12 protein-coding genes are annotated in these 19,502 nt (G+C 52.4%); 8 read left to right on the top strand and 4 right to left on the bottom strand.

Going from position 1 to position 19,502, the window contains the following annotated elements; all coding sequences use genetic code 11:
- Positions 1-40 precede the first annotated feature (40 nt).
- The 4 genes from NZ043_RS07550 to NZ043_RS07535 all read left to right on the top strand — a co-directional run bounded on the left by NZ043_RS07550 (position 41) and on the right by NZ043_RS07535 (position 7,914).
- Positions 41-1,486, top strand: coding sequence for a DUF6385 domain-containing protein (locus NZ043_RS07550; RefSeq protein WP_289390608.1), 1,446 nt, complete (start codon positions 41-43; stop codon positions 1,484-1,486).
- Positions 1,487-1,564: 78 nt separating this feature from the next.
- Positions 1,565-3,847, top strand: coding sequence for a glycosyltransferase (locus NZ043_RS07545; RefSeq protein ID WP_339311284.1), 2,283 nt, complete (start codon positions 1,565-1,567; stop codon positions 3,845-3,847).
- On the top strand, positions 3,804-5,774 hold the full coding sequence (locus NZ043_RS07540) for a glycosyltransferase (protein ID WP_339311282.1): 1,971 nt from the start codon (positions 3,804-3,806) through the stop codon (positions 5,772-5,774). Before NZ043_RS07545 ends, NZ043_RS07540 begins: the two co-directional genes overlap by 44 nt.
- Before the next feature lie 112 nt (positions 5,775-5,886).
- Entirely contained in the window at positions 5,887-7,914 is a 2,028-nt protein-coding gene (locus NZ043_RS07535; protein ID WP_339311280.1) for a glycosyltransferase family 2 protein, read from the top strand.
- Between the two features lie 281 nt (positions 7,915-8,195).
- Here the strand turns inward: NZ043_RS07535 and NZ043_RS07530 are convergent, their stop codons facing one another.
- Genes NZ043_RS07530 through NZ043_RS07515 form a run of 4 tightly spaced genes read right to left on the bottom strand, consistent with a single transcriptional unit; the run spans position 8,196 to position 12,691 of the window.
- Positions 8,196-8,867: a class I SAM-dependent methyltransferase gene (locus tag NZ043_RS07530; RefSeq protein ID WP_339311278.1), complete on the bottom strand. Its 672-nt coding sequence runs from the start codon at positions 8,865-8,867 to the stop codon at positions 8,196-8,198.
- Positions 8,864-10,405: a glycosyltransferase gene (locus NZ043_RS07525; protein ID WP_339311276.1), complete on the bottom strand. Its 1,542-nt coding sequence runs from the start codon at positions 10,403-10,405 to the stop codon at positions 8,864-8,866. Before NZ043_RS07525 ends, NZ043_RS07530 begins: the two co-directional genes overlap by 4 nt.
- A gap of 1 nt (position 10,406) precedes the next feature.
- Entirely contained in the window at positions 10,407-11,402 is a 996-nt protein-coding gene (locus NZ043_RS07520; protein ID WP_249912781.1) for a glycosyltransferase, read from the bottom strand.
- On the bottom strand, positions 11,399-12,691 hold the full coding sequence (locus NZ043_RS07515; RefSeq protein WP_339311274.1) for a hypothetical protein: 1,293 nt from the start codon (positions 12,689-12,691) through the stop codon (positions 11,399-11,401). Before NZ043_RS07515 ends, NZ043_RS07520 begins: the two co-directional genes overlap by 4 nt.
- A 383-nt stretch (positions 12,692-13,074) precedes the next feature.
- Here NZ043_RS07515 and NZ043_RS07510 point away from each other — a divergent pair, with 383 nt between their 5' ends.
- From NZ043_RS07510 to cydC, 4 genes are read left to right on the top strand one after another with little or no spacing between them, the layout of a single operon-like run.
- On the top strand, positions 13,075-14,490 hold the full coding sequence (locus NZ043_RS07510; protein WP_017691731.1) for a cytochrome ubiquinol oxidase subunit I: 1,416 nt from the start codon (positions 13,075-13,077) through the stop codon (positions 14,488-14,490).
- Positions 14,435-15,490: a cytochrome d ubiquinol oxidase subunit II gene (cydB, locus tag NZ043_RS07505; RefSeq protein WP_339311272.1), complete on the top strand. Its 1,056-nt coding sequence runs from the start codon at positions 14,435-14,437 to the stop codon at positions 15,488-15,490. Before NZ043_RS07510 ends, cydB begins: the two co-directional genes overlap by 56 nt.
- Before the next feature lies 1 nt (position 15,491).
- A complete protein-coding gene (gene cydD / locus NZ043_RS07500) occupies positions 15,492-17,408 on the top strand; it encodes a thiol reductant ABC exporter subunit CydD (protein ID WP_339311271.1) in 1,917 nt (638 codons plus the stop codon).
- Position 17,409: 1 nt separating this feature from the next.
- Positions 17,410-19,347, top strand: coding sequence for a thiol reductant ABC exporter subunit CydC (gene cydC / locus NZ043_RS07495; RefSeq protein WP_339311269.1), 1,938 nt, complete (start codon positions 17,410-17,412; stop codon positions 19,345-19,347).
- Positions 19,348-19,502 lie beyond the last annotated feature (155 nt).

Raw genomic sequence — 19,502 nt, 5'->3', positions numbered from 1 at the left:
TATGATCTCACAGATTTGACCAGGGAGGAGGACGAGGCACATGCCTAACTTTACAACGTTTAATACGAATCCCGATAATCTGAGAACGTTGATTTTCGGCCAGGATAGTACAGGCACAGCCCAGCCTGTCAGAACGGATACGAGCGGGAACGTGGTTGGTATTATTTTGGACGGAACCATCAGTAACATCTCAGGTCTGACCACGGTTACAATTAACGCCGGAACCATTACCAACATTCTGAACGGAACCATCACAAGTGTACTTGGAGCGACGATCACGGCAGGTACGATCAACAGTGTGCTTGGAGCGACAGTAACAGCAGGTACATTGACGAACTTGCTAAATGGTACGATCACAAGTGTATTGGGAGCAACGATCACGGCGGGAACCATCACGAGTGTGCTGGGAGCAACCGTGACCGCAGGTACATTAACGAACCTGCTGAATGGTACGATCACAAGTGTACTTGGAGCAACGATTACCGCCGGAACGATCACGAGCGTGCTCGGGGCCACGGTGACCGCAGGAACGCTGACGAACTTGCTGAATGGTACGATTACGAGTGTATTGGGAGCAACGATTACCGCCGGAACGATCACCAGTGTGCTTGGAGCAACGGTGACCGCAGGAACGCTGACGAACTTGCTGAATGGTACAATTACGAGTGTATTGGGAGCAACGATTACCGCCGGAACGATCACCAGTGTGCTTGGAGCAACGGTGACCGCAGGAACGCTGACGAACTTGCTGAATGGTACGATCACAAGTGTATTGGGAGCGACGATTACCGCCGGAACGATCACGAGTGTGCTCGGGGCCACGATTACAGCGGGTACCATCACAGGTATACTCGGAGCGACAATAACCGCAGGAACACTGACGAACCTGTTGAACGGAACCATTACCAGCGTACTCGGTGCAACGGTAACAGCGGGTACGTTGACGAACTTGCTGAATGGTACGATCACGAGTGTATTGGGAGCAACGATTACCGCAGGAACACTTACAAACTTATTGAACGGAACCATCACAAGCGTACTTGGCGCAACGGTAACTGCAGGGACGTTGACAAATCTGCTGAATGGTACAATTACCAGCGTGCTCGGTGCTACAATAACCGCGGGAACACTTAGCAGTGTTACGTCCATTTCACAGAAGAGTTTTCAGGAGTCCCAACTCATAAGCACCCCGACCGCAAACACCTTCACAGCGCTCCCGGCGGTTACGACCAGTGTATTTGGCACGTATTCTTTCTTTGTATATAACCGGGGGCCGGGTGTGAACCGGGTAGATGCTCTTGTTGAGATTAGCGCCAACGGAACAAACTGGTACACGGATGTGACGACAGTAACGGGCATTTTGTCCGGGTCAGTGGATGTATTGGTACCGCAGCGTTTTCTCAAATATACGCGTCTTTCCTACCGCTCCAGCCTAATCGGCGCACCAAGCACGATTGATGTGTTCTTCAATGGACAAGGCACATAACCCATTTATTTGTCATATAGGTACATGGAGTTCCTTTGGTGGACTTCATGTACTTTTTTGTATTGGAGGTGGTTGGATTTGAAGAACCGTTTACTTGGAATTCATATGATTGTGCAAAATGAAGAACATCACCTGCCCCGCTGTCTCGACAGCTTGAAGCATATCAGCACGGAATGTTTTATCACCGATACTGGCTCATCTGACCGTACACCCGAGATCGCCAGAATGTACGGAGCAACGGTGTTGCACGCCTGTTGGGAAGATGATTTTGCCCATGCACGAAATATCAGTCTGCCTCTGGCGAGCACGGAATGGGTCCTGTGTTTGGATGCGGATGAGTACGTTACGCAGGGATTGGAAGAACTGCTGAATTATTTACCTAAAGTCCATAAAAGCATTTCGAGATTACGTATTACCATAGAGAATCGATACGGTGAAGGGGTAGAAGAGAGCGTTATCTCTCAGCCAGTGAGGCTGTTCCGTGCTCATCAGGGATATCGATACAAGGGGCGTATTCATGAGCAATTGGTTCGTAGTAGCCCAAGCAGGCTTGGCCAGGATGAGGCTATTGATATGAATAAGAGCGAGACCTATACGGATGAACAAAGCCAATTGATCGAGACTGAACCGCTTGCTCCACTATGTCTGGTTCATGATGGATATCTGGCCTCAACGATTGCGCAAGAGCATAAGCCAAGACGTAATTTGAAACTGATTGAACGTGAATTACAGGATGACCCGAAACCGCCTTTTCACTTGTACAATCTGGGAGTAACGTATTGCCAGCTTGGTCAGGTCGAAAAGGCAATTGAAGCGTTCCGTGAATCATTGCGCCTGACAGAGTCGCTCGCGCCATATCGTTCTACACTGGTTAGAGATTATGCAAAGACCCTTGTAGGATCGGAACATTTTGACGAGGCACATGCCATTCTGGCGGTGGAAAGGCAGCGTTATCCATCCTATGCTGATCTGCACCTGTTGTATGGGGAGACGTTGGAGCAGCAAGGTTTGGAGGAACGTGCATATCAATCCTATGCACGAGCAACGAACTGCCGGGAGGGAATAGACCGTGTTGGACACAGTGATGGCAGTAGCGCGGTAGGCACGTCATACGTAACAGAAGCAGGTTCAGACAGTTACAGAGCCTATACCGCCATGGCAAGACTTGCGCAGAAACGGGGATTCCTTAATGAGTCTGCACATCTGTACGGGCTGGCTCTGGACAGCATGTTCACATATGCCCCGGCATGGGCAGGGTTGGCAGATGTGCTGCAACAATCCGGTGAAACGGATGCGAACATAGCAGAAACATTGCTTGCCAGATGCCGAGGAATCAAGGAATCGGGCCGCGGTGATTCGATTCGTGGTGAAATGCCACATTCATATGCAGTGAAGAATGAGGATCATCTGGTGTATGTGATCTATGTTCTAGCAGGCTGTGGAGCATATGAACAGGCATTGAAAATACTGGATGCAGATGCGCGTACTGCTCGTATACATGTAGCGGATCGAATACATTGGATGTTATGTGCGAATAGGGTTTCCGAAGCACTACAACTGGCAGAAGAACACTGGAGCGTAGGGTGTGTAAATGAAGTCAATCTGCCGGCTGAGCACAGAATGGATTGGGCACTGGCTTGTTGGACCAACGGATTACGATTATCCGAGGCGTTCCTCGCAACTACGCTTCCACAAGAAAAGAACGTATGGAAGGTCATGGATCGACTGCTGAATCAGTTAACCAAAGAGCCGCGAAGCATAAAACCTGCTTCACAAGAACAAAAGCTTATGCAATGGGGTCCGCAGGCAGAGATGGTAGCAGAAAAGGTTGTGCAGCAAGCCGTAAAGACAGGACAGCTTACACTTGCTGAGCAACTGCATGAGTTGCGGGCCATGATGATGCGTGACCATTGGGGAACGGCTATAACTTTACGACGGGAGTTTGCAAGTCTACTGTATCGTCAGGGGTATACCATGGTAGCCGCGAACATCCTCATTCAGTGCATGACCGAGAGTGAACTGGATGCTGAAGGTTTATTCTGGCTAGGTGAAACGCTGTATGCCAAAGGCCACAATGATCATGCGCTGTCTCTGTTCGAGCAGGCTCTGGAGCAGAAGCCTGATATGCGGCAGGCCCGAGCTGGAGCTGCTGTATGTTACATGCAATTGGCAATGGAGGAGATTCGGCAGGAATTGGTTCGTTCTCCGTCGGTAGGGTCACTCGCGGCACAGCATGCTGCACTGGAAAAAAGGCTGCGAACGACCGAAGGCATCCCATGGCGTACGCTTTTCCATGCAAAGGAAAGGAGGAATCAGCTTGCGAGCGGAACGAATTTCCCTATGCATGATCGTGAAGGATGAGGAAGAGTTGCTGCCTCATTGTCTTGCCAGTGTCCAGGGAGCGGTGGACGAAATTATTGTGGTGGACACCGGTTCATCGGATCGCAGCGCGGAGATTGCGCAGCAATATGGAGCGGTGGTTGTGGGGTTTGAGTGGTGCGAAGATTTTGCCGCAGCACGGAATGCTGGCCTGGAGCGCGCTTCCGGCGACTGGATTCTCTTTCTTGATGCGGACGAGGCGCTCGATAGGGCTGCGCGGGAGCAGATCAGGAGCTGGACGGCGGTCAGCGGATGTGACGGATTGTTTTTAAACATTCATAACTATACAGGTACGGGTCAGCAGGGGGTTACCGTGAATCCGGTTTTGCGTCTCTTCCGTAATGCCCCGGAGCATCGGTTCGAAGGTCGAATTCATGAGCAGATTGCGGCGGCGATTTGCCGTAGGAATTCAGAGGCTGCTTTTCATGTGACGGACATGGTCATCCATCATTATGGGTATCAGACGGCGATTGTGGAGCGCAAAGATAAGGTGAACCGTAATGTTCGCCTGCTGCAACAGGCAGTGGAGGAAGAACCGGATCAACCGTTCCATCATTATAATCTGGGTGTCGAGTATCTGCGTGTGGGGGAAGCGGAGCAGGCATTGGAGACGTTTGGTGTGGCTCGGACGGGAATTGATCCTGCGGTCACCAGTTACGCGCATCTGCTGTTTAAATATGAAATTCGTTGTCTCCAGCACCTGAATCGCTGGCAGGAGGCATTAGATCGCATCGATGCTGCGCTTGAACTCTTTCCAGAGTACACGGATCTGATGCACCATCGCGGGGTGTGTGCAGACGCATTGGGCGATGCAGATCGGGCAGAATATTCGCTCCGTGAAGCTGTTCGCATGGGACCACCTCCACCCATATATCATACGGAAGAAGGCATCGGCACTTATCAGACGTGGTATACGTTAGGGCGATTGCTCGAAGGAAGGGCAGATCTGGAGGGTGCGGTGGATGCTTACGTGGAAGCGGTACGTGCCAAATCGAGTCTGTTACCGCCGCTCTATCGGATATTCCGAATTATGCGAGTCTCCGGGCAGGAACATCAGATTCCAGAGCTGGTGAGGGAGCGCTTTGCGCTCAGTTCGGAAGAGGCTACACACAAAGTATTGGGCATTCTGGAGCAATCTCGTTGTTATGATGCGGCTTTGCAATTGTTATCGGTTATATCCTCACAACCTTCCGCAGAGATGAGGGAGCGTTTATCTGTGGCGGAGGCGATGCTCCAAATCCAACAGGGAAGATGGAACAAGGCGCGTCTGAAACTGGAACCTGTGCAGCGGAAAAAAGGGCTGCTCGCGATCTCGTCTGCTCAATGGCTCGAACGTTTGGAGTGGATAGAAGGCAAGGAAGTCAACGGAGATGATCCATTAACCTTGTGGTTGAAGCTTAGTTCGCAGGTGGGTGAAGGAACGAATGAGGAATCTGCTGTGCAGACAGGGAGAACGGTTGGTCTGAGAGCGACAAAGAAGAAGGATATGAACTCCAGCATGGACGTAACGGTTGCGGGAGCAGAGTATGATGGCTGGCAGGCGCTCGGACTGTTGATGGAAGGATGTGTACAGTCAGGGAGATGGAAAGAGCTGCATAGCCTGATTCAGATGTGTCGACAGCAATTGGCGGGAGAAGGGTTATCGGTGGGAGAGAGCGTTCGAGTGGGAGAGAAGGAGAAAGAGATGGAAGGGAAAAAGGAAAAAGGGCAGATGAGTGACATTGAGTCGTTCCCCGGGGCTTCGGATACCCTGACGGGAACAAGCTGGCTGGTGAAAGGATTGGTCAGTGCTGCGGATCATCATCTGGAGGTGTTCGCTCAGCATGCAGATGGACAGAAGCACCGTTGTTGGCCTGTCGTTCAGCATATTCGGCTGGAGTTGCCGGGAGCGGACGGGTTTGAGAGCTGAGAGGGTATCAGGCAGGTCCGGGAGTTCAACTTAATTCAGCGGGCTAATGGGTGGGGCTGAACTTCGTTGGTGAGGGGTGGTGATGAATATGGGCATAGGGATTAGCTTGTGTATGATCGTGAAGGATGAAGCCGGGTCACTCCAGCGGTGCTTGAATGCAGTCAGGGATGTTGTGGATGAGATCATCATCGTGGATACTGGATCGGTGGATAATACAATCGAAATTGCCCGCCTTCATGGTGCCGTTGTAATCCGAACGGAATGGAACGGAGATTTCAGTGAAGCCCGTAATCTGTCGCTGGCCGCTGCTACGAAACCGTGGATTCTGGTGCTTGATGCGGATGAAGTATGGGCACAGACTCCGCAGATGAAGACAGAACTCATGCAGTTGTTAGCGACAAGCAGGGACGACGTATGGGGGTACTGGATACAGGTCACAAGTCTGCTGGGTGTGTCCGGTGAAGAGCGTGTGACGGATGCGGTATGTCGATTGTTCCGAAACGATCCCCGAATTGCCTTTCAGGGCAGAATTCATGAAGAGATCGCTTCATCTATCATGGCACTGGCTCCGCAAGGTGTGCTTCATTCTGGGCTTGAGGTCATTCATTACGGATATCTGGAGCAGGCGATTACCGCTAAAAATAAAGGTGCGCGGAACATGCAGTTGATTCGTTTCGCGTTGAATCAGGAGGGCGATCAACCGGAGCTGTTATATGCTCTGGCCGCCGAATGGTTTCAGCAAGCGAAGTATGATGAAGCACTCCGTTTGTTGCAACCATTATTGGCACAGCTTATGCCGGAGTGTGGATATCACTCAGATCTGGTGCTGAAAACGGCTTACGCTTGGCGAGAGAGTGGTAGCCCGGAACGGGCGCTTGCTGTGGTGGAAGCATGGGCGCCCGTGTATGAGGATTTCCCGGATTTGTTGGAGCTTGGTGCTGTACTAGAACTGGATCAAGGGAGAGAGGATGTGGCCTTGAACTGGTTAAAACAGGCTAAATCAGCTGCTTCTACAGCCAGCAGGTATACATCAGTCTCTGGTGCTGGGACCTATCGCAGCCTGACGCTGGAAGGCATGGCATATGAGCGGGCTGGCCGTTGGGCAGAGGCAGAAGCTGCGTACATAGCGGCGCTGGGCATGCAACCCGGCAGCATGGCAGCATGGCAGCGGCTGTTGTTGCTGGCCGCAGCGACAGGGCGGCCGCATGCCATCGCCAGCGCCGCCGCTCGGGTAAGCTTGCCGCCTGCGGCATGGCAAGCGTTGATCCCGGCCGCGCTTGCCGCGCATCGGCCGGAGTGGCTGCTGCGCCATGCGGCGGCGCTGGCTGCACCGCTGCGGGCCCAGCCGCTGGCCGCCGGGCTAGCGATGGCCCAGCTGGGCGAGGACGCCGGGGCTCGGGCGGCTTTGCAGCCCTGGGCGGCGCATGCGCAGCACGGGCCAGAGGCGGCCCTGGCGCTGTGGGCGCTGGGCCACAAGCAGCCCGGCGGGCACAACGCCCGAGCGGCGGCTCGCCATGCGGCAGCACTGCCCGCAGCGGCCCACGCCGCCGAGGCGTTGCTGCAGCGCGGGGCCTTGGCCCGCGGCAGCGGCAGGGCATGCAGCTGCGGCAGCCTGCCCTGCGGCGCAACGCCCGGCGGCTCGCCCGGCGGCCGTGCCGCGTCTGCGCCGGGCTGCGTGCTCGCCGCTGCGCAAGCGCTCGCCGGCGTAGGCGCCTGGGCCGCATGGCTGCGCCTGCTGCAAGCCCTGCCGCCCCGCGGCGCGCTGGCGTTGCTCGCAGCGCTTCCGCCTGCGGCACGCTGCGGGCTGCTGCGCGCACCCGCGAGCGTCCGCGAAGGGCTGCTTGCGCTGTGCGGCACGCCTGATGGCGCGCAGCAGCCCCACGCGGACGAAGTGCCCGCCCCAGAGCGCATCGCTCACGCGCTCCTCGCGGGCACGCTCGCGCTGCTCGCCGGGCGGCAGAACCTGGCGCGTGAATGGGCCGAATCGGCCCAACTCACTGCGCGGCAACCTGCCGCCACAGGTCGCCCGGCGAAGACAATCCCGCCGGGCCTGCACACCCTGCTGCGCCTGACAGCACCCGGCGCAGCCTCTGCCAAAGAGTACACCAACCAGTGCAACATGTTACTGGTACACCTATAATTTCCTTTAATCTTTAATCTTTAATCTTTAATCTTTAATCTTTAATCTTTAATCTTTAATCTTTAATCACTAATCACTAATCACTGATTTCTAGTCTCTAGTCCCCAACCTCCATCCCCATATATTCCCGAACTAGCCCATCCGATTGAAATTGCAAAAGCAACGGAGCTACCGGTAATCGGAGCATTGCCCGAACCGTGTATATTTCCGTTGCTAATGGGTCGAACCCTCAAGTCTGCAATTTTCCACTCTGCTCTTAACTCAACGTAACCCAATTTGTCTCAACCTTTGCATATCACCGCTCGAAAACAGCGGATCGGCGTGCCGTACATGTCAGACCAGATGGCATCATCCGGCTCCTCCACATTCAGCTTATTTTCAATGGTTAAGCCAGTGACAGCCATGATTGTCTCCAGCAGATCAGGCCGCATCTCGGGTACATCGAAGGTAGCGATCAACTGTCCATTTGGCTTCAGCACCCGGGCGAATTCCCGAAACGCCCGCAGCATTGTGCCTGTATCCAGATGCTCCAGTACAGAGATACAGAACACCCGATCAAACTTACCCGACTCATACGGAAGCTGGGCCAGATTGGCCTGCGCACGGTGCAATCTGACGAGAGTTGATTCCGGCAGATCCTGGGCGGCTTGCTCGCCAAAATCAGAAACAATATCCAGTCTTATCGCCTCTTCAGACAAAATGCGTTCATCCCAGTCACAGGCGTGAACCTCGCGGCAGTGTTCGGCAAGCCAGAATTTGAACGGATGGGAGATGCCGCAGGCTGCATCAAGGACCACATCGTCCGGACGTGCAAACCGCCGGGCCCATTCATATTCGTAGGGACGGCTCCACCATGCCGGATGCAGCGGGAAGACCAATGTGTCCGTTTTAGGGTCACTTTGCCGAATGTATCTTGATTCCATGAATTCCGTTGCCTTGGGCGTATCCATCATCCCCGAATTCCCTCCTTTAATCCTGTCTCTGCCAAAAAAGATTCCAACACCGTGCTCCACCGGCTCCGCCACCTGGCTAGATCATAGGACAGTGCAGTCTCTCGCGCATAGATTCCTAGTCGTTCTCGCTCGGCCCGATCCTGTACAAGACGCACCAGTGCAGCGGTTAGTTCCTGCTCACCAGGAGGTACCAATAGCCCGTTAAACCCATCCTGAATCAGATCATTCAATCCGCCAACATTGGAGGCAATTACCGGAAGTCCACAGCTCATCGCTTCCAGACAGGCATAGGAGGTGCCTTCCGAGAACACAGTTGGAATCACAGCGATATCTGCCTGATGGTAGGCCTCCCGAATATCCCGGAAATCATACGTGCACTGGTTAATTCGCTCCGCATGTGGATGAGTACGATGCCAGTAACGAAAGACTCTCCCGACCGTGCTGCCTTCGACCAGTTCCCCGGCAAATTCAACCTCCAGATCCGGAAAGGCTCCAAGTAGTTTATCTGCCGCCAGCATCATTGGAATAATACCCCGTTCCATGCTGATGCGGCGTGGATAGATAATGCGAATTGGGCGGGGAGAGGTCACACGGGCCTCCACAGTTTTCTTTTCAACCTGCCCTTGAATCGGACCATTAACCTGATGCTCAGCATCTGCTTCTGCTAGAATATCTGTAGCCCAATCCTTTGAATATAGGTGGTTATGAGCAAACCTATACGTTTCGCCATCTGCCCCGACTTCTTCCAGTTTCGATAACTGCAAATGGAGATCTACCGTTTCTTTCCCCTCTGGTTCTTGATCGCTATCTGTATCCCCACCTCCATCTCCGTTAGCCTTACCACTGTTCGCTCCAGGACAACTCGTTCCGCCCTGGCCTTTTACAGCTTGCACCCCTGATATAACTGCACCAGCATTCTCCTCATAACTCGCCAGATCATTCTTCCATGCGACAAGCCATTCGTCTTCCTGTTCTTGCTCAAAGGTTCGCGTTGGTGGGGCAGGTGTGAAATAGGAAGTATCCACCGCATTGGGAATCAGGACTACCTGTCTTGGATCGGTATAGGTGCACGCAGCTCGGCAAAAGGTCTGGAAATGTGAATCCACGGATACAATGCGCACGAGTCCATCCAGAGCCAGTTGAATATGTTCCGCCACTTGTTGTTTGGTCTCCAGTGGAAGTCCGGGACGATCCCAGTTAATGCCGTGACAGATGCCAAGACTGCCGGGTTTGTAGGTGATGGGTTGCCACAGACAGCTGGCATAGATCACTGGGCCGCGCGCTGCTGCTGCCATCCGGTCAAAGGCTTCCGGTACATTATCCATGTCGTACGAATAACCAAATACGTCAATCTGCTCCGTCCGAGTCTGGAATGCTTCAAAATAGGACAGCTGATGAACCTCGGGAATATGCCCGAGTCCTCGGATGACACTGCACAGATCCAGAATGTAGCGTTCCAGTCCACCCCCAAATACACGACCGAATTCCCGGTTGTACCCGTCGGTGAAACTATGCGTCAGAATACTCACCACGCCCATCTCACGGTCCCTCCTTCCAGGGAATCAGCCGAGGTTCCGGATCAAGGATCGACTCGTAATGTGCAAGATTGCCCCACTCACCGCTAGGATCAATGCGCTTGTAACGCAAATATTTACGAACCCGGTCCTCCAGACTGCCGGCCCAGCCGAGATGCTGAACCTTCAGTTCCGTGCTGACCCCAGGCAATACAGTGCAGGACAAGGGAAGACGAGGAACGTGATGATTCTGTTGTGGATAAAAATAAGGATATCCAGGCATATACCGTACAAGTGAAGCGGTATGCCGTTTGTGCAGAGACCAGAGATCATCTTCCCGGTAGTGGGTCCGGCCACCCCACATGTCGTAGAATCGAAATGCAAACCAGTCCGCATACTCCTGATTAATCAGAGTGCGTATGGCTTTCTTGGCCTCTGAGCTGTACAGCTCATCCGCATCAACCGAGAGCAACCAGTCGGGACATGTTCCCGCAGCCGCTTGCCATAAGGTGTTGCGAAGCCGCCATTCCTCGGCGAACAGCGGTTTCTCCAGTACTTCCAGACGGACCACCTTTGGATAGGCTTTGCATATGTCCGGTGTTCCGTCTGTGCTGGCATCGTCCACAATGACGATCTCATCCACGAACTCACTCAGATCATGCAATACTTCTTCAAGGTATCGGCCACGTTCATTGCGAACCTGGAGCATGGCGGTTAGCTTGTTGCCTTTGCTTTTGCGAACCCGACGAATGGAGAAGGGCTCTTTGAATACACTTGTTTCCTCTTGTGATACAGCAACATCCTGTTCTCCCTGACCTTGTGAATCATTCCAGTGATGCACTTGGCTTCGGATGTCCTGTGTTGGTTGTGCATGATCCGGGGTGTGATCTCCATTTTCCAATGCGTCTGTATGTGTTCGATCGACTGTTTCGGTTGGCGTGTAAGTGGTTTCGGTTCGGATATCCCTGTGCACCATTGGCCCATTCAACTGTTGTCTACGCTTCTTCGGGTCCAGCATCATGGCACCTCCCCAAGCAATTGCTGTACAGCATGATCCAACAACTCCAGTTCGACAATCCGGGCGAGCGCATCTTCATCCTCCAGTGCCGTTTCGAGAAAATGTCGGACTGCCCCGTGTCGTTCCCCTCGCAGTGCCAGCGCACTGCCGGATAATTGCTGATAATCCCGGCGACTGGCATCATCCTGAATATCGACTGCATGCACCAGAGCCAGTGCCTCTTCCACACGTCCTGTCTCCTGATAAATGCGGAATTTCCAATGTCTCGCCGTTTCTCCGCCAAGTTCGTCCAGGATACGCAGGGCGTTTCCGTAATCATCGTTCATACGCAGTAGTTCCGCTCGTACAAGTTGTTCTTCTCCTGCCTCAAGCCAGCGACATAACTGTTCATAATGATGCCGTTCTTGTTCATCTGCTGCACTAATTCCGTACACCCGCAGGGCGTCCTCCAACTGTCCGGCCCGGGCATGAATGGCAGACAGGAATCGATAATGGGAAACCACACAATCACTGCGACCGTTCATGACCGCCTGGGTGAAGGCCTCTTGCAGCGAATGGACGGCCCGCCGATCTTCAAGCAAGTACTCATAGGCTGCCAGCAAAAAGGATATCGTCTCATGTGGGCCTGCTTTGGCTCGGAGCTGTCGGTAGAAGTCGGCACGTACACTGCATTGAAGCAGGCTGACGCTATCCGAAGTGCCTGACAAGACCTGCCGCAGCGCATGCAGGAAGAACAGTTCGTAGTCCCGGAGAGGGACTTCGAGATCATCCTTTTGCATCGTACCCGCAGGTGCAGGGTCTTCGCCGCCCAGCCAGATAACACGTACGCCTTGGAATAACAGCTTCATATAACGTGTCTCGGAGGATGTGCCTACCAGATCGGCGATGCCGACCAGTTTGGAAATACTGCTCTCCCATAGGGGAGAAGATGATTCTTCCCCAGCAGGCTCAGGGAGCAGGGCGATACATAGCTCCGGCTCCAGCGAGGCTGTAGCCATTAGCCAGTAGGGATGGGCGACTACGGCTACGGTGCGAGGTTCCAGCAATAGCTGCTCGGCTTCAGGGAGGGAGATGACGGTAATGACCGGAGGTACATCTTCTGTTTGCGTCAGGCTGCTGACATAGTATACCTCTCCCTCGATTGACAGCAGTGCAGCAATATCGGGATAGGGAAAGGATGACCAGCCCCCTTTGCGAGGGAAGAGAACATATCGGACAGGGGGCTGTGTTGTACTGGCCTTATCCTGGCTGGCTTCGGTGTCTTCACCTGGTAGTGGTGCAGGTTTTTCCATGAATAGTTCACCTCACCTTGACTGTAATATGGAGCGTCATTCGCTCTGCATGTACTGCATGCTTTCACTTCATATGTAAAGCCCTCACGGTACTTCGCATGATATGCCTGAGACTAACATATGGGCATTCCGTCCCAAACATGAGTATCTTCCATGAATAGATGAAGTTGGCAAGCTATGATAATAGGCTGAATTTTATCTTTTGTGTGACCAGGATCACTTTTTTTTGCTCTAGAGACGAAGATTGTGATAATTCTCACATGTATAAAATAGGTATTCTGGCACAATACGTTCATCAACGTATTTGGCGGACAGACAGCGAAGGTGCAGCTTCAATGCCAAATACGCATACTGCGAAGTGAACAGAAAGAAGGGGTAACGGTATGGATCCGATTATGTTATCGCGTATCCAATATGCACTTACAACGATTTTCCATTTCTTTTTTGTCCCGCTATCCATCGGTCTTGTACTGTTGGTTGCAATCATGGAGACGTTGTACGTTGTTAAGGGTAAGGAGATCTACAAAACGATGGCCAAGTTCTGGGGCAAGCTGTTCCTGATTAACTTTGCCGTCGGGGTAGTCACAGGTATTTTGCAAGAGTTCCAGTTCGGTATGAACTGGTCCGAGTACTCCCGATTTGTCGGGGACGTGTTCGGTGCGCCACTGGCTATTGAAGCGCTACTGGCGTTTTTTATGGAGTCTACATTTATTGGTTTGTGGATATTCGGATGGGATCGTTTGTCCAAAAAAGTGCATCTGGCCTGCATCTGGCTGGTATTTGTCGGCACATTCCTGTCCGCGCTGTGGATTCTGGCAGCCAATTCGTTTATGCAGCATCCGGTCGGGTTTGAGATTAATAACGGCCGAGCCGAGATGAATGATTTCTTTGCACTCATCACGAATGGTCAGCTTCTCGTCGAATTCCCACATACGATTTTTGGGGCATTGATGACAGGGGCTTTCGTCGTAACCGGGATTAGTGCCTACAAATTGATGAAAAAGCAAGATGTGGAGATCTTCCGCAAATCGTTTAATATTGCGATCATTATCGCTCTTGTTTCTTCATTCGGCGTCGCATTCTCGGGTCACTTCCAGGCGCAATATCTGGTGGAGACACAGCCGATGAAGATGGCAGCCAGTGAGGGCACATGGACAACGACAGAAGATCCGGCGCCATGGACGGTGGTCGCTTTTATTGACCCGGATAAACAGGAGAGTACGGGTGAGATCAAAATCCCTGGATTACTCAGTTACCTGTCCTACAGCAAGTTCTCCGGTAGTGTCAAAGGCATGAAGGAACTGAATGCTGAGTATCAGCAGACATATGGACCTGGGGATTACATCCCGCCGGTACGGACAACGTTCTGGAGTTTCCGCATTATGATCGCAGCGGGTGGTTTGATGATTGTGCTGGCGCTGTACGGTACGTTTCTGGCTATGCGCAAGAAGCTGGAGGTCGCTGGAAAGTGGTTTATGCGTCTGATGGTATTTGCCATATCCTTGCCGTTTATCGCCAATACATCAGGTTGGATTATGACCGAGGTTGGCAGGCAGCCGTGGACGGTATTTGGCTATATGACCACCGAAGCCGGGGTCTCACCGAACGTATCCGCAGGAATGATCCTGTTCTCGACCATTGCTTTTACCGCTGCGTATACGGTTCTCGGAATCGTGATGGTATACCTGTTCGTACGTGAGATCAAAGCAGGACCGTTTGCGGTCGAGAAGCCGGAAGATCACGATGAATCGGCCGATCCGTTCGGCGTGGATGGAGGTTATTCCGTTGTCACTAAGTGAGTTGTGGTTTTTGCTGATTGCCGTATTGTTTGTCGGTTTTTTCTTTTTGGAAGGTTTTGATTTTGGTGTGGGGATGTCTACAGGCATTATTGCCAAAACAGATCGTGAACGCCGGACCCTGATCAACTCGATCGGTCCGTTCTGGGATGGTAATGAAGTATGGCTGATTACAGCAGGGGGAGCGATGTTTGCTGCCTTCCCGCACTGGTATGCGACGTTGTTCAGTGGTTTTTACCTGCCACTTGTGGTGGTGTTACTCGCCTTGATTGGCCGCGGAGTTGCTTTCGAATTCCGCAGTAAAATGAAACAGCAGCGCTGGCGCAAAACGTGGGACACCATCATTGTTGTCTCCAGTGCACTCTTGCCGTTCCTGTTCGGCGTGGTCTTTGCCACGTTGATGAAAGGTCTGCCCATTGATGGGGAGATGCAGTTGCGTGCAGGATTCCTCGATATTGTTAATCCGTACACCGTGATTGGTGGCTTGAGTGTAACCCTGCTGTGTCTGGTTCATGGATTGCTGTTTGCATCACTACGAACAGTAGGTGATCTCAGAGAGCGTGCCTTGAAGACAGCGCAAAAATTGATGCTGCCGCTGGCTGCACTGCTCGCCGTTTACGCGTTAATGACGTATTTCATGACCGATGTATTCGCCGTACGCGGCTGGGCTCTTTGGATCATGGTTGTACTTGGCGCAGTTTCGCTTGCACTTGCGGCATACTTTGTTCGTCAGAAGCGTGAAGGCTGGGCTTTTGGTATGACTGGGGCAGTGATTGCAATTGCCTTTGCCTCGGTCTTTATTGGACTTTTCCCAAGAGTGATGGTGAGTTCCTTTGGGGCGGCATATGACCTGACTGTATACAACGCCGCATCCGGCGCTTATTCATTGAAAGTAATGACAATTGTAGCTTGCACATTGCTGCCGTTTGTTCTTGGCTATCAGATCTGGAGTTATTATATCTTCCGCAAACGTCTGAACGAGCAGCACCACCTGGAGTACTGATATGGGACGGGGGCTGCTGAAGCTGCCGGGCATCCGGCCTGTACTCGCGCTGGCATCAGCGCTGGTGCTGCTACAGGCGATGACGATCATGATGCAAGCCAAATGGCTGGCACAGGCCATCACGGCATTGTTCGAAGGTTCATCCGTAACGGAGCAGTATCCTGTACTGCTGCTGTTCCTGGCTGCTTTTGCCGCCCGCTACGCCCTATCCTTCTGGTTACAACTCGTGACTTCACGATATGCGGAGAGAACAGGGACCGATCTGCGCAGACAGATGGTGGAGCAGTGGTTTAGGCTCGGGCCGCGTTATGCCAAGACAGAGGGCACAGGCCATCTGGTCACACTGGCACGTGAGGGGACAGCTCAATACAAGACGTATCTGGAACTATTCATTCCTCGTATGCTGGGCATAGGATTCACACCCATCGTCATTTTGCTGTATGTGTTCAAGCTGGATCTGATGTCCGGGGTTATTCTGATGCTGACTCTCCCAATCCTGATCGTGTTCATGATTCTGATTGGTCTCGCAGCGCAGCGTAAGATAGACGGACAATTCAGATCCTACAAAGCACTTGCTAACCATTTTGTTGATACCCTGCGGGGGCTGGAAACGCTGAAAACGTTGGGACAAAGCAAAACACACGAAGGGTCCATTCTGCGGGTCAGTCAGCGGTATCGGAAGGCAACGATGTCCACCCTGCGCATGGCTTTTCTTTCTTCGTTTGCACTCGACTTCTTCACGATGCTGTCCGTTGCTTCTGTGGCAGTTGGTCTGGGATTACGTCTGACGGAAGGGCATATGCTGCTTGGCCCTGCGCTGACGGTACTCATTCTGGCACCCGAATATTTCCTGCCTGTACGTATGCTCGGCGCTGATTACCATGCCACATTGGACGGTAAGGAAGCCGGAGCGGCTATCAACCAAGTGATTGAACGGGGGAAAGTCGCCGAACAGAAACAGAAAGAAGCCTATGCAAATGTTGTTGCACATCCCGTTACGGCAGAGGACGAGGCTGGATCTACACCATCATTATCTTTGGGTAAAAGGAAAGCCAGCACTTCGACCATACGTGTCGTGTTGAACGATAAAATGGCTGCGGGGCATCTTGCTCCTGATCCTGCTTCTGTTTCTACTATTCCTGAGCTTGTTTCTTCCGCTTCCTCAGTGTTCTCCTGGAATGAGAATAGCAGATTGGCTCTAACGGATGTACAGGTACGGCATGATGATGAAGGTCCTTATTCGCTAAAGGATGTCACATTTCAGATCACGGGTCTTGGCAAAATCGGTATTATTGGCGCCAGCGGAGCAGGTAAATCCACGTTGATTGACGTATTGGCTGGATTTCAGCTTCCTACTTCAGGCCAAGTATTAGCCAACGGACAGCCTGTGACACAGGATATGCTTGAATCCTGGCGAAGACAGACGGCAACTATCCCGCAGCATCCGTATATTTTCAGTGGAAGCCTGGCCGATAACGTTCGTTTCTATATGCCGGAGGCTTCGGATGCGGAAGTGGCCAAGGCCATTAGCGCAGCTGGATTAACCAAGCTACTGTCTTCATTATCCGGTGGACTGCATGAACTTATTGGGGCTGGTGGCAGACAGCTAAGTGGTGGGCAGGAGCAACGGGTGGCGCTGGCAAGAGCTTTGCTTAGTAAACGAAACATCCTGCTGCTTGATGAACCGACAGCTCATCTGGATGTAGAGACAGAGTATCAACTGAAACAGACGATGCTGCCGCTGTTTGAAGGAAAACTTGTATTTTTGGCTACCCATCGCCTGCACTGGATGCTGCATATGGATCGAATTATTGTCATGGATGGCGGCACAGTGGCAGAGACGGGAACACATCAGGAATTACTGGCACGACAAGGTGTATATTATAAGATGATTCAGGCCCAGATGGAGGCGATATAAAATGAAGTCCGGATATGAGCATATGGAGACCGTCCGTAACGGAAAAGAAAAAAATAGCTGGATTGCTCCGTATGTGGCACAGTACCGCTGGAGATTCCTTGCAGTCATTGCGCTAGGCACTTGTGCTGCCTTGTGTGCGGTATTGTTGCTGTTTACCTCCGGATTTCTGATCTCCAAGTCTGCGCTGCGTCCTGAAAATATTCTGATGGTGTATGTACCTATTGTTGGGGTACGTGCATTTGGGATATTCCGCGCCGTGTTTCGATATATCGAACGATTGGCAGGACATGATGCCGTACTGCGTGTGTTGGCTGATCAACGGGTGAAGCTATATCGCATTCTGGAGCCACAGGCCCTGTTCCTGCGCTCTCGTATGCAGACAGGAGATGTACTCGGAGCACTTGCCGATGATGTGGAGCGGTTGCAAGATATCTATCTGCGTACCGTGTTTCCTGCCGTTACCGCGCTTGTGATGTACGGTGCAGCTGTGAGTGCTTTTGGCAGTGTGGATCTGGGATTTGCGGTGTGGATGGGCTTGTATATGTTATTTCTCGTTGCCGCGCTACCTGCGATCTCGCTGAAAGTGACGTGGAAATGGCGTGTGCGGCTGAAAAAGGAAAACAGCAGGTTGTATACCCGTCTGACTGACGGTGTGCTTGGACTGGGAGATTGGCTTGCAAGTGGACGAGCAGCGGAATTTGTTCTGCAGCAGGAAGAGGCGGAAGAACAGGTCGACGCGGTTCGCCGCAAGTTGCGGCGCTGGACACGCTGGCGTGATCTGATGGCCCAGTGTGTCATTGGCCTGATGGTAGTATCGGTTACGTTATGGGCTGGAAACGCCGCTTCTGTCGGACAATTACCTTCCGTAATGATTGCTGCTTTTGTGCTGGTGTTATTTCCGCTCACGGAATCACTTCTGCCAGTAGGGGATGCTGTGGAGCATCTTCCACAGTACCGGGAATCACTGGATCGCTTGAAGCAGCTCGAAGGGAAAGATAATCTTCCGTTGCAGAATGGAGCCGGTGATGCGGATGGAACGGGCGAATCGATCTCTGTAGTAAAAAACGGCAACGTGATGGCTGGACAGCCATCCGAGTCCTTGCCATCTGCGAATGATATCCCGGACAGACGAATTCGTCTTCGCATTCCACCCAAACTCAGAGCAGACATCGAGATCAATCACGTTAGTTACCGCTATGCATCTGATGATACTTATGCCGTACAGGATGTATCCCTTCATCTGCCACAAGGCAAACGATTAGCTATTCTTGGACGAAGCGGCGGCGGGAAATCGACATTGTTGAAGCTGATTCAGGGGGCATTAATTCCGTCTGCGGGGAAAGTTCTGATCAATAATATGTCTGTGCAGACCTTGGGTGAGAGTGTCACTGATGTTGTCGCGGTGCTGAATCAGAGTCCTCACCTGTTCGACACCACGGTAGCCAATAATTTGCGGATTGGTCGTCCACATGCAACGAATGAGGAGATTCGTCAGGTGGCCGCGCAAGTAGGGTTATCCGGTCTGATCGAATCTTTACCGCAGGGGTATGATACGCCGATGCTGGAGACAGGTCTGCGTTTCTCCGGTGGGGAAAGACAACGAATTGCACTGGCCCGGGTACTGCTCCGGGAGACACCTGTTATTATATTGGATGAACCAACCGTTGGGCTTGATCCTGTGACTGAACGCGAGCTTATGCGGACCATTCTGGATAGTTTGCAAGGCAAAACGATGATCTGGGTTACCCATCACCTGATTGGTGCGGAACAGATGGACGAACTTATTTTTATGGAAAATGGAAAGATTGCCATGCAGGGTTCTCACGAACAATTGCTGGCTGGGGAAGAGCGATACCGCCGTCTCATTGAACTTGATCGGCCGGGATGGACAGGTCGGCAGCAACAAGAACAACCGTTGCCACCCGTAGCTTCCAGATAAGTGTGAGAGTCTGTGAGCGCCTGCGGTTCCAGACGTGTGGATTTTGCATACCAGTCCAGATGGTCGAACTGAACTGATATACATGAATTATCAATTTAGCGAATGACACCGAATGAGTGCGTAATGAGCACTTAACCATATAAGCATAAAAAAGA

The organism is Paenibacillus sp. FSL k6-2145 (assembly GCF_037976585.1).
Lineage (GTDB): Bacteria > Bacillota > Bacilli > Paenibacillales > Paenibacillaceae > Paenibacillus.
This window is presented reverse-complemented; position numbering and strand designations above follow the sequence as displayed.

Bases quoted from the DNA above. Each gene is read 5' to 3' on its own strand.
- NZ043_RS07550 (WP_289390608.1), top strand. From the start codon at position 41: ATGCCTAACTTTACAACGTTTAATACGAATCCCGATAATCTGAGAACG.
- NZ043_RS07535 (WP_339311280.1), top strand. From the start codon at position 5,887: ATGATCGTGAAGGATGAAGCCGGGTCACTCCAGCGGTGCTTGAATGCA.
- NZ043_RS07530 (WP_339311278.1), bottom strand. From the start codon at position 8,867: ATGATGGATACGCCCAAGGCAACGGAATTCATGGAATCAAGATACATT.
- NZ043_RS07525 (WP_339311276.1), bottom strand. From the start codon at position 10,405: ATGGGCGTGGTGAGTATTCTGACGCATAGTTTCACCGACGGGTACAAC.
- NZ043_RS07520 (WP_249912781.1), bottom strand. From the start codon at position 11,402: ATGATGCTGGACCCGAAGAAGCGTAGACAACAGTTGAATGGGCCAATG.
- NZ043_RS07515 (WP_339311274.1), bottom strand. From the start codon at position 12,691: ATGGAAAAACCTGCACCACTACCAGGTGAAGACACCGAAGCCAGCCAG.
- NZ043_RS07510 (WP_017691731.1), top strand. From the start codon at position 13,075: ATGGATCCGATTATGTTATCGCGTATCCAATATGCACTTACAACGATT.
- cydB (WP_339311272.1), top strand. From the start codon at position 14,435: ATGAATCGGCCGATCCGTTCGGCGTGGATGGAGGTTATTCCGTTGTCA.
- cydD (WP_339311271.1), top strand. From the start codon at position 15,492: ATGGGACGGGGGCTGCTGAAGCTGCCGGGCATCCGGCCTGTACTCGCG.
- cydC (WP_339311269.1), top strand. From the start codon at position 17,410: ATGAAGTCCGGATATGAGCATATGGAGACCGTCCGTAACGGAAAAGAA.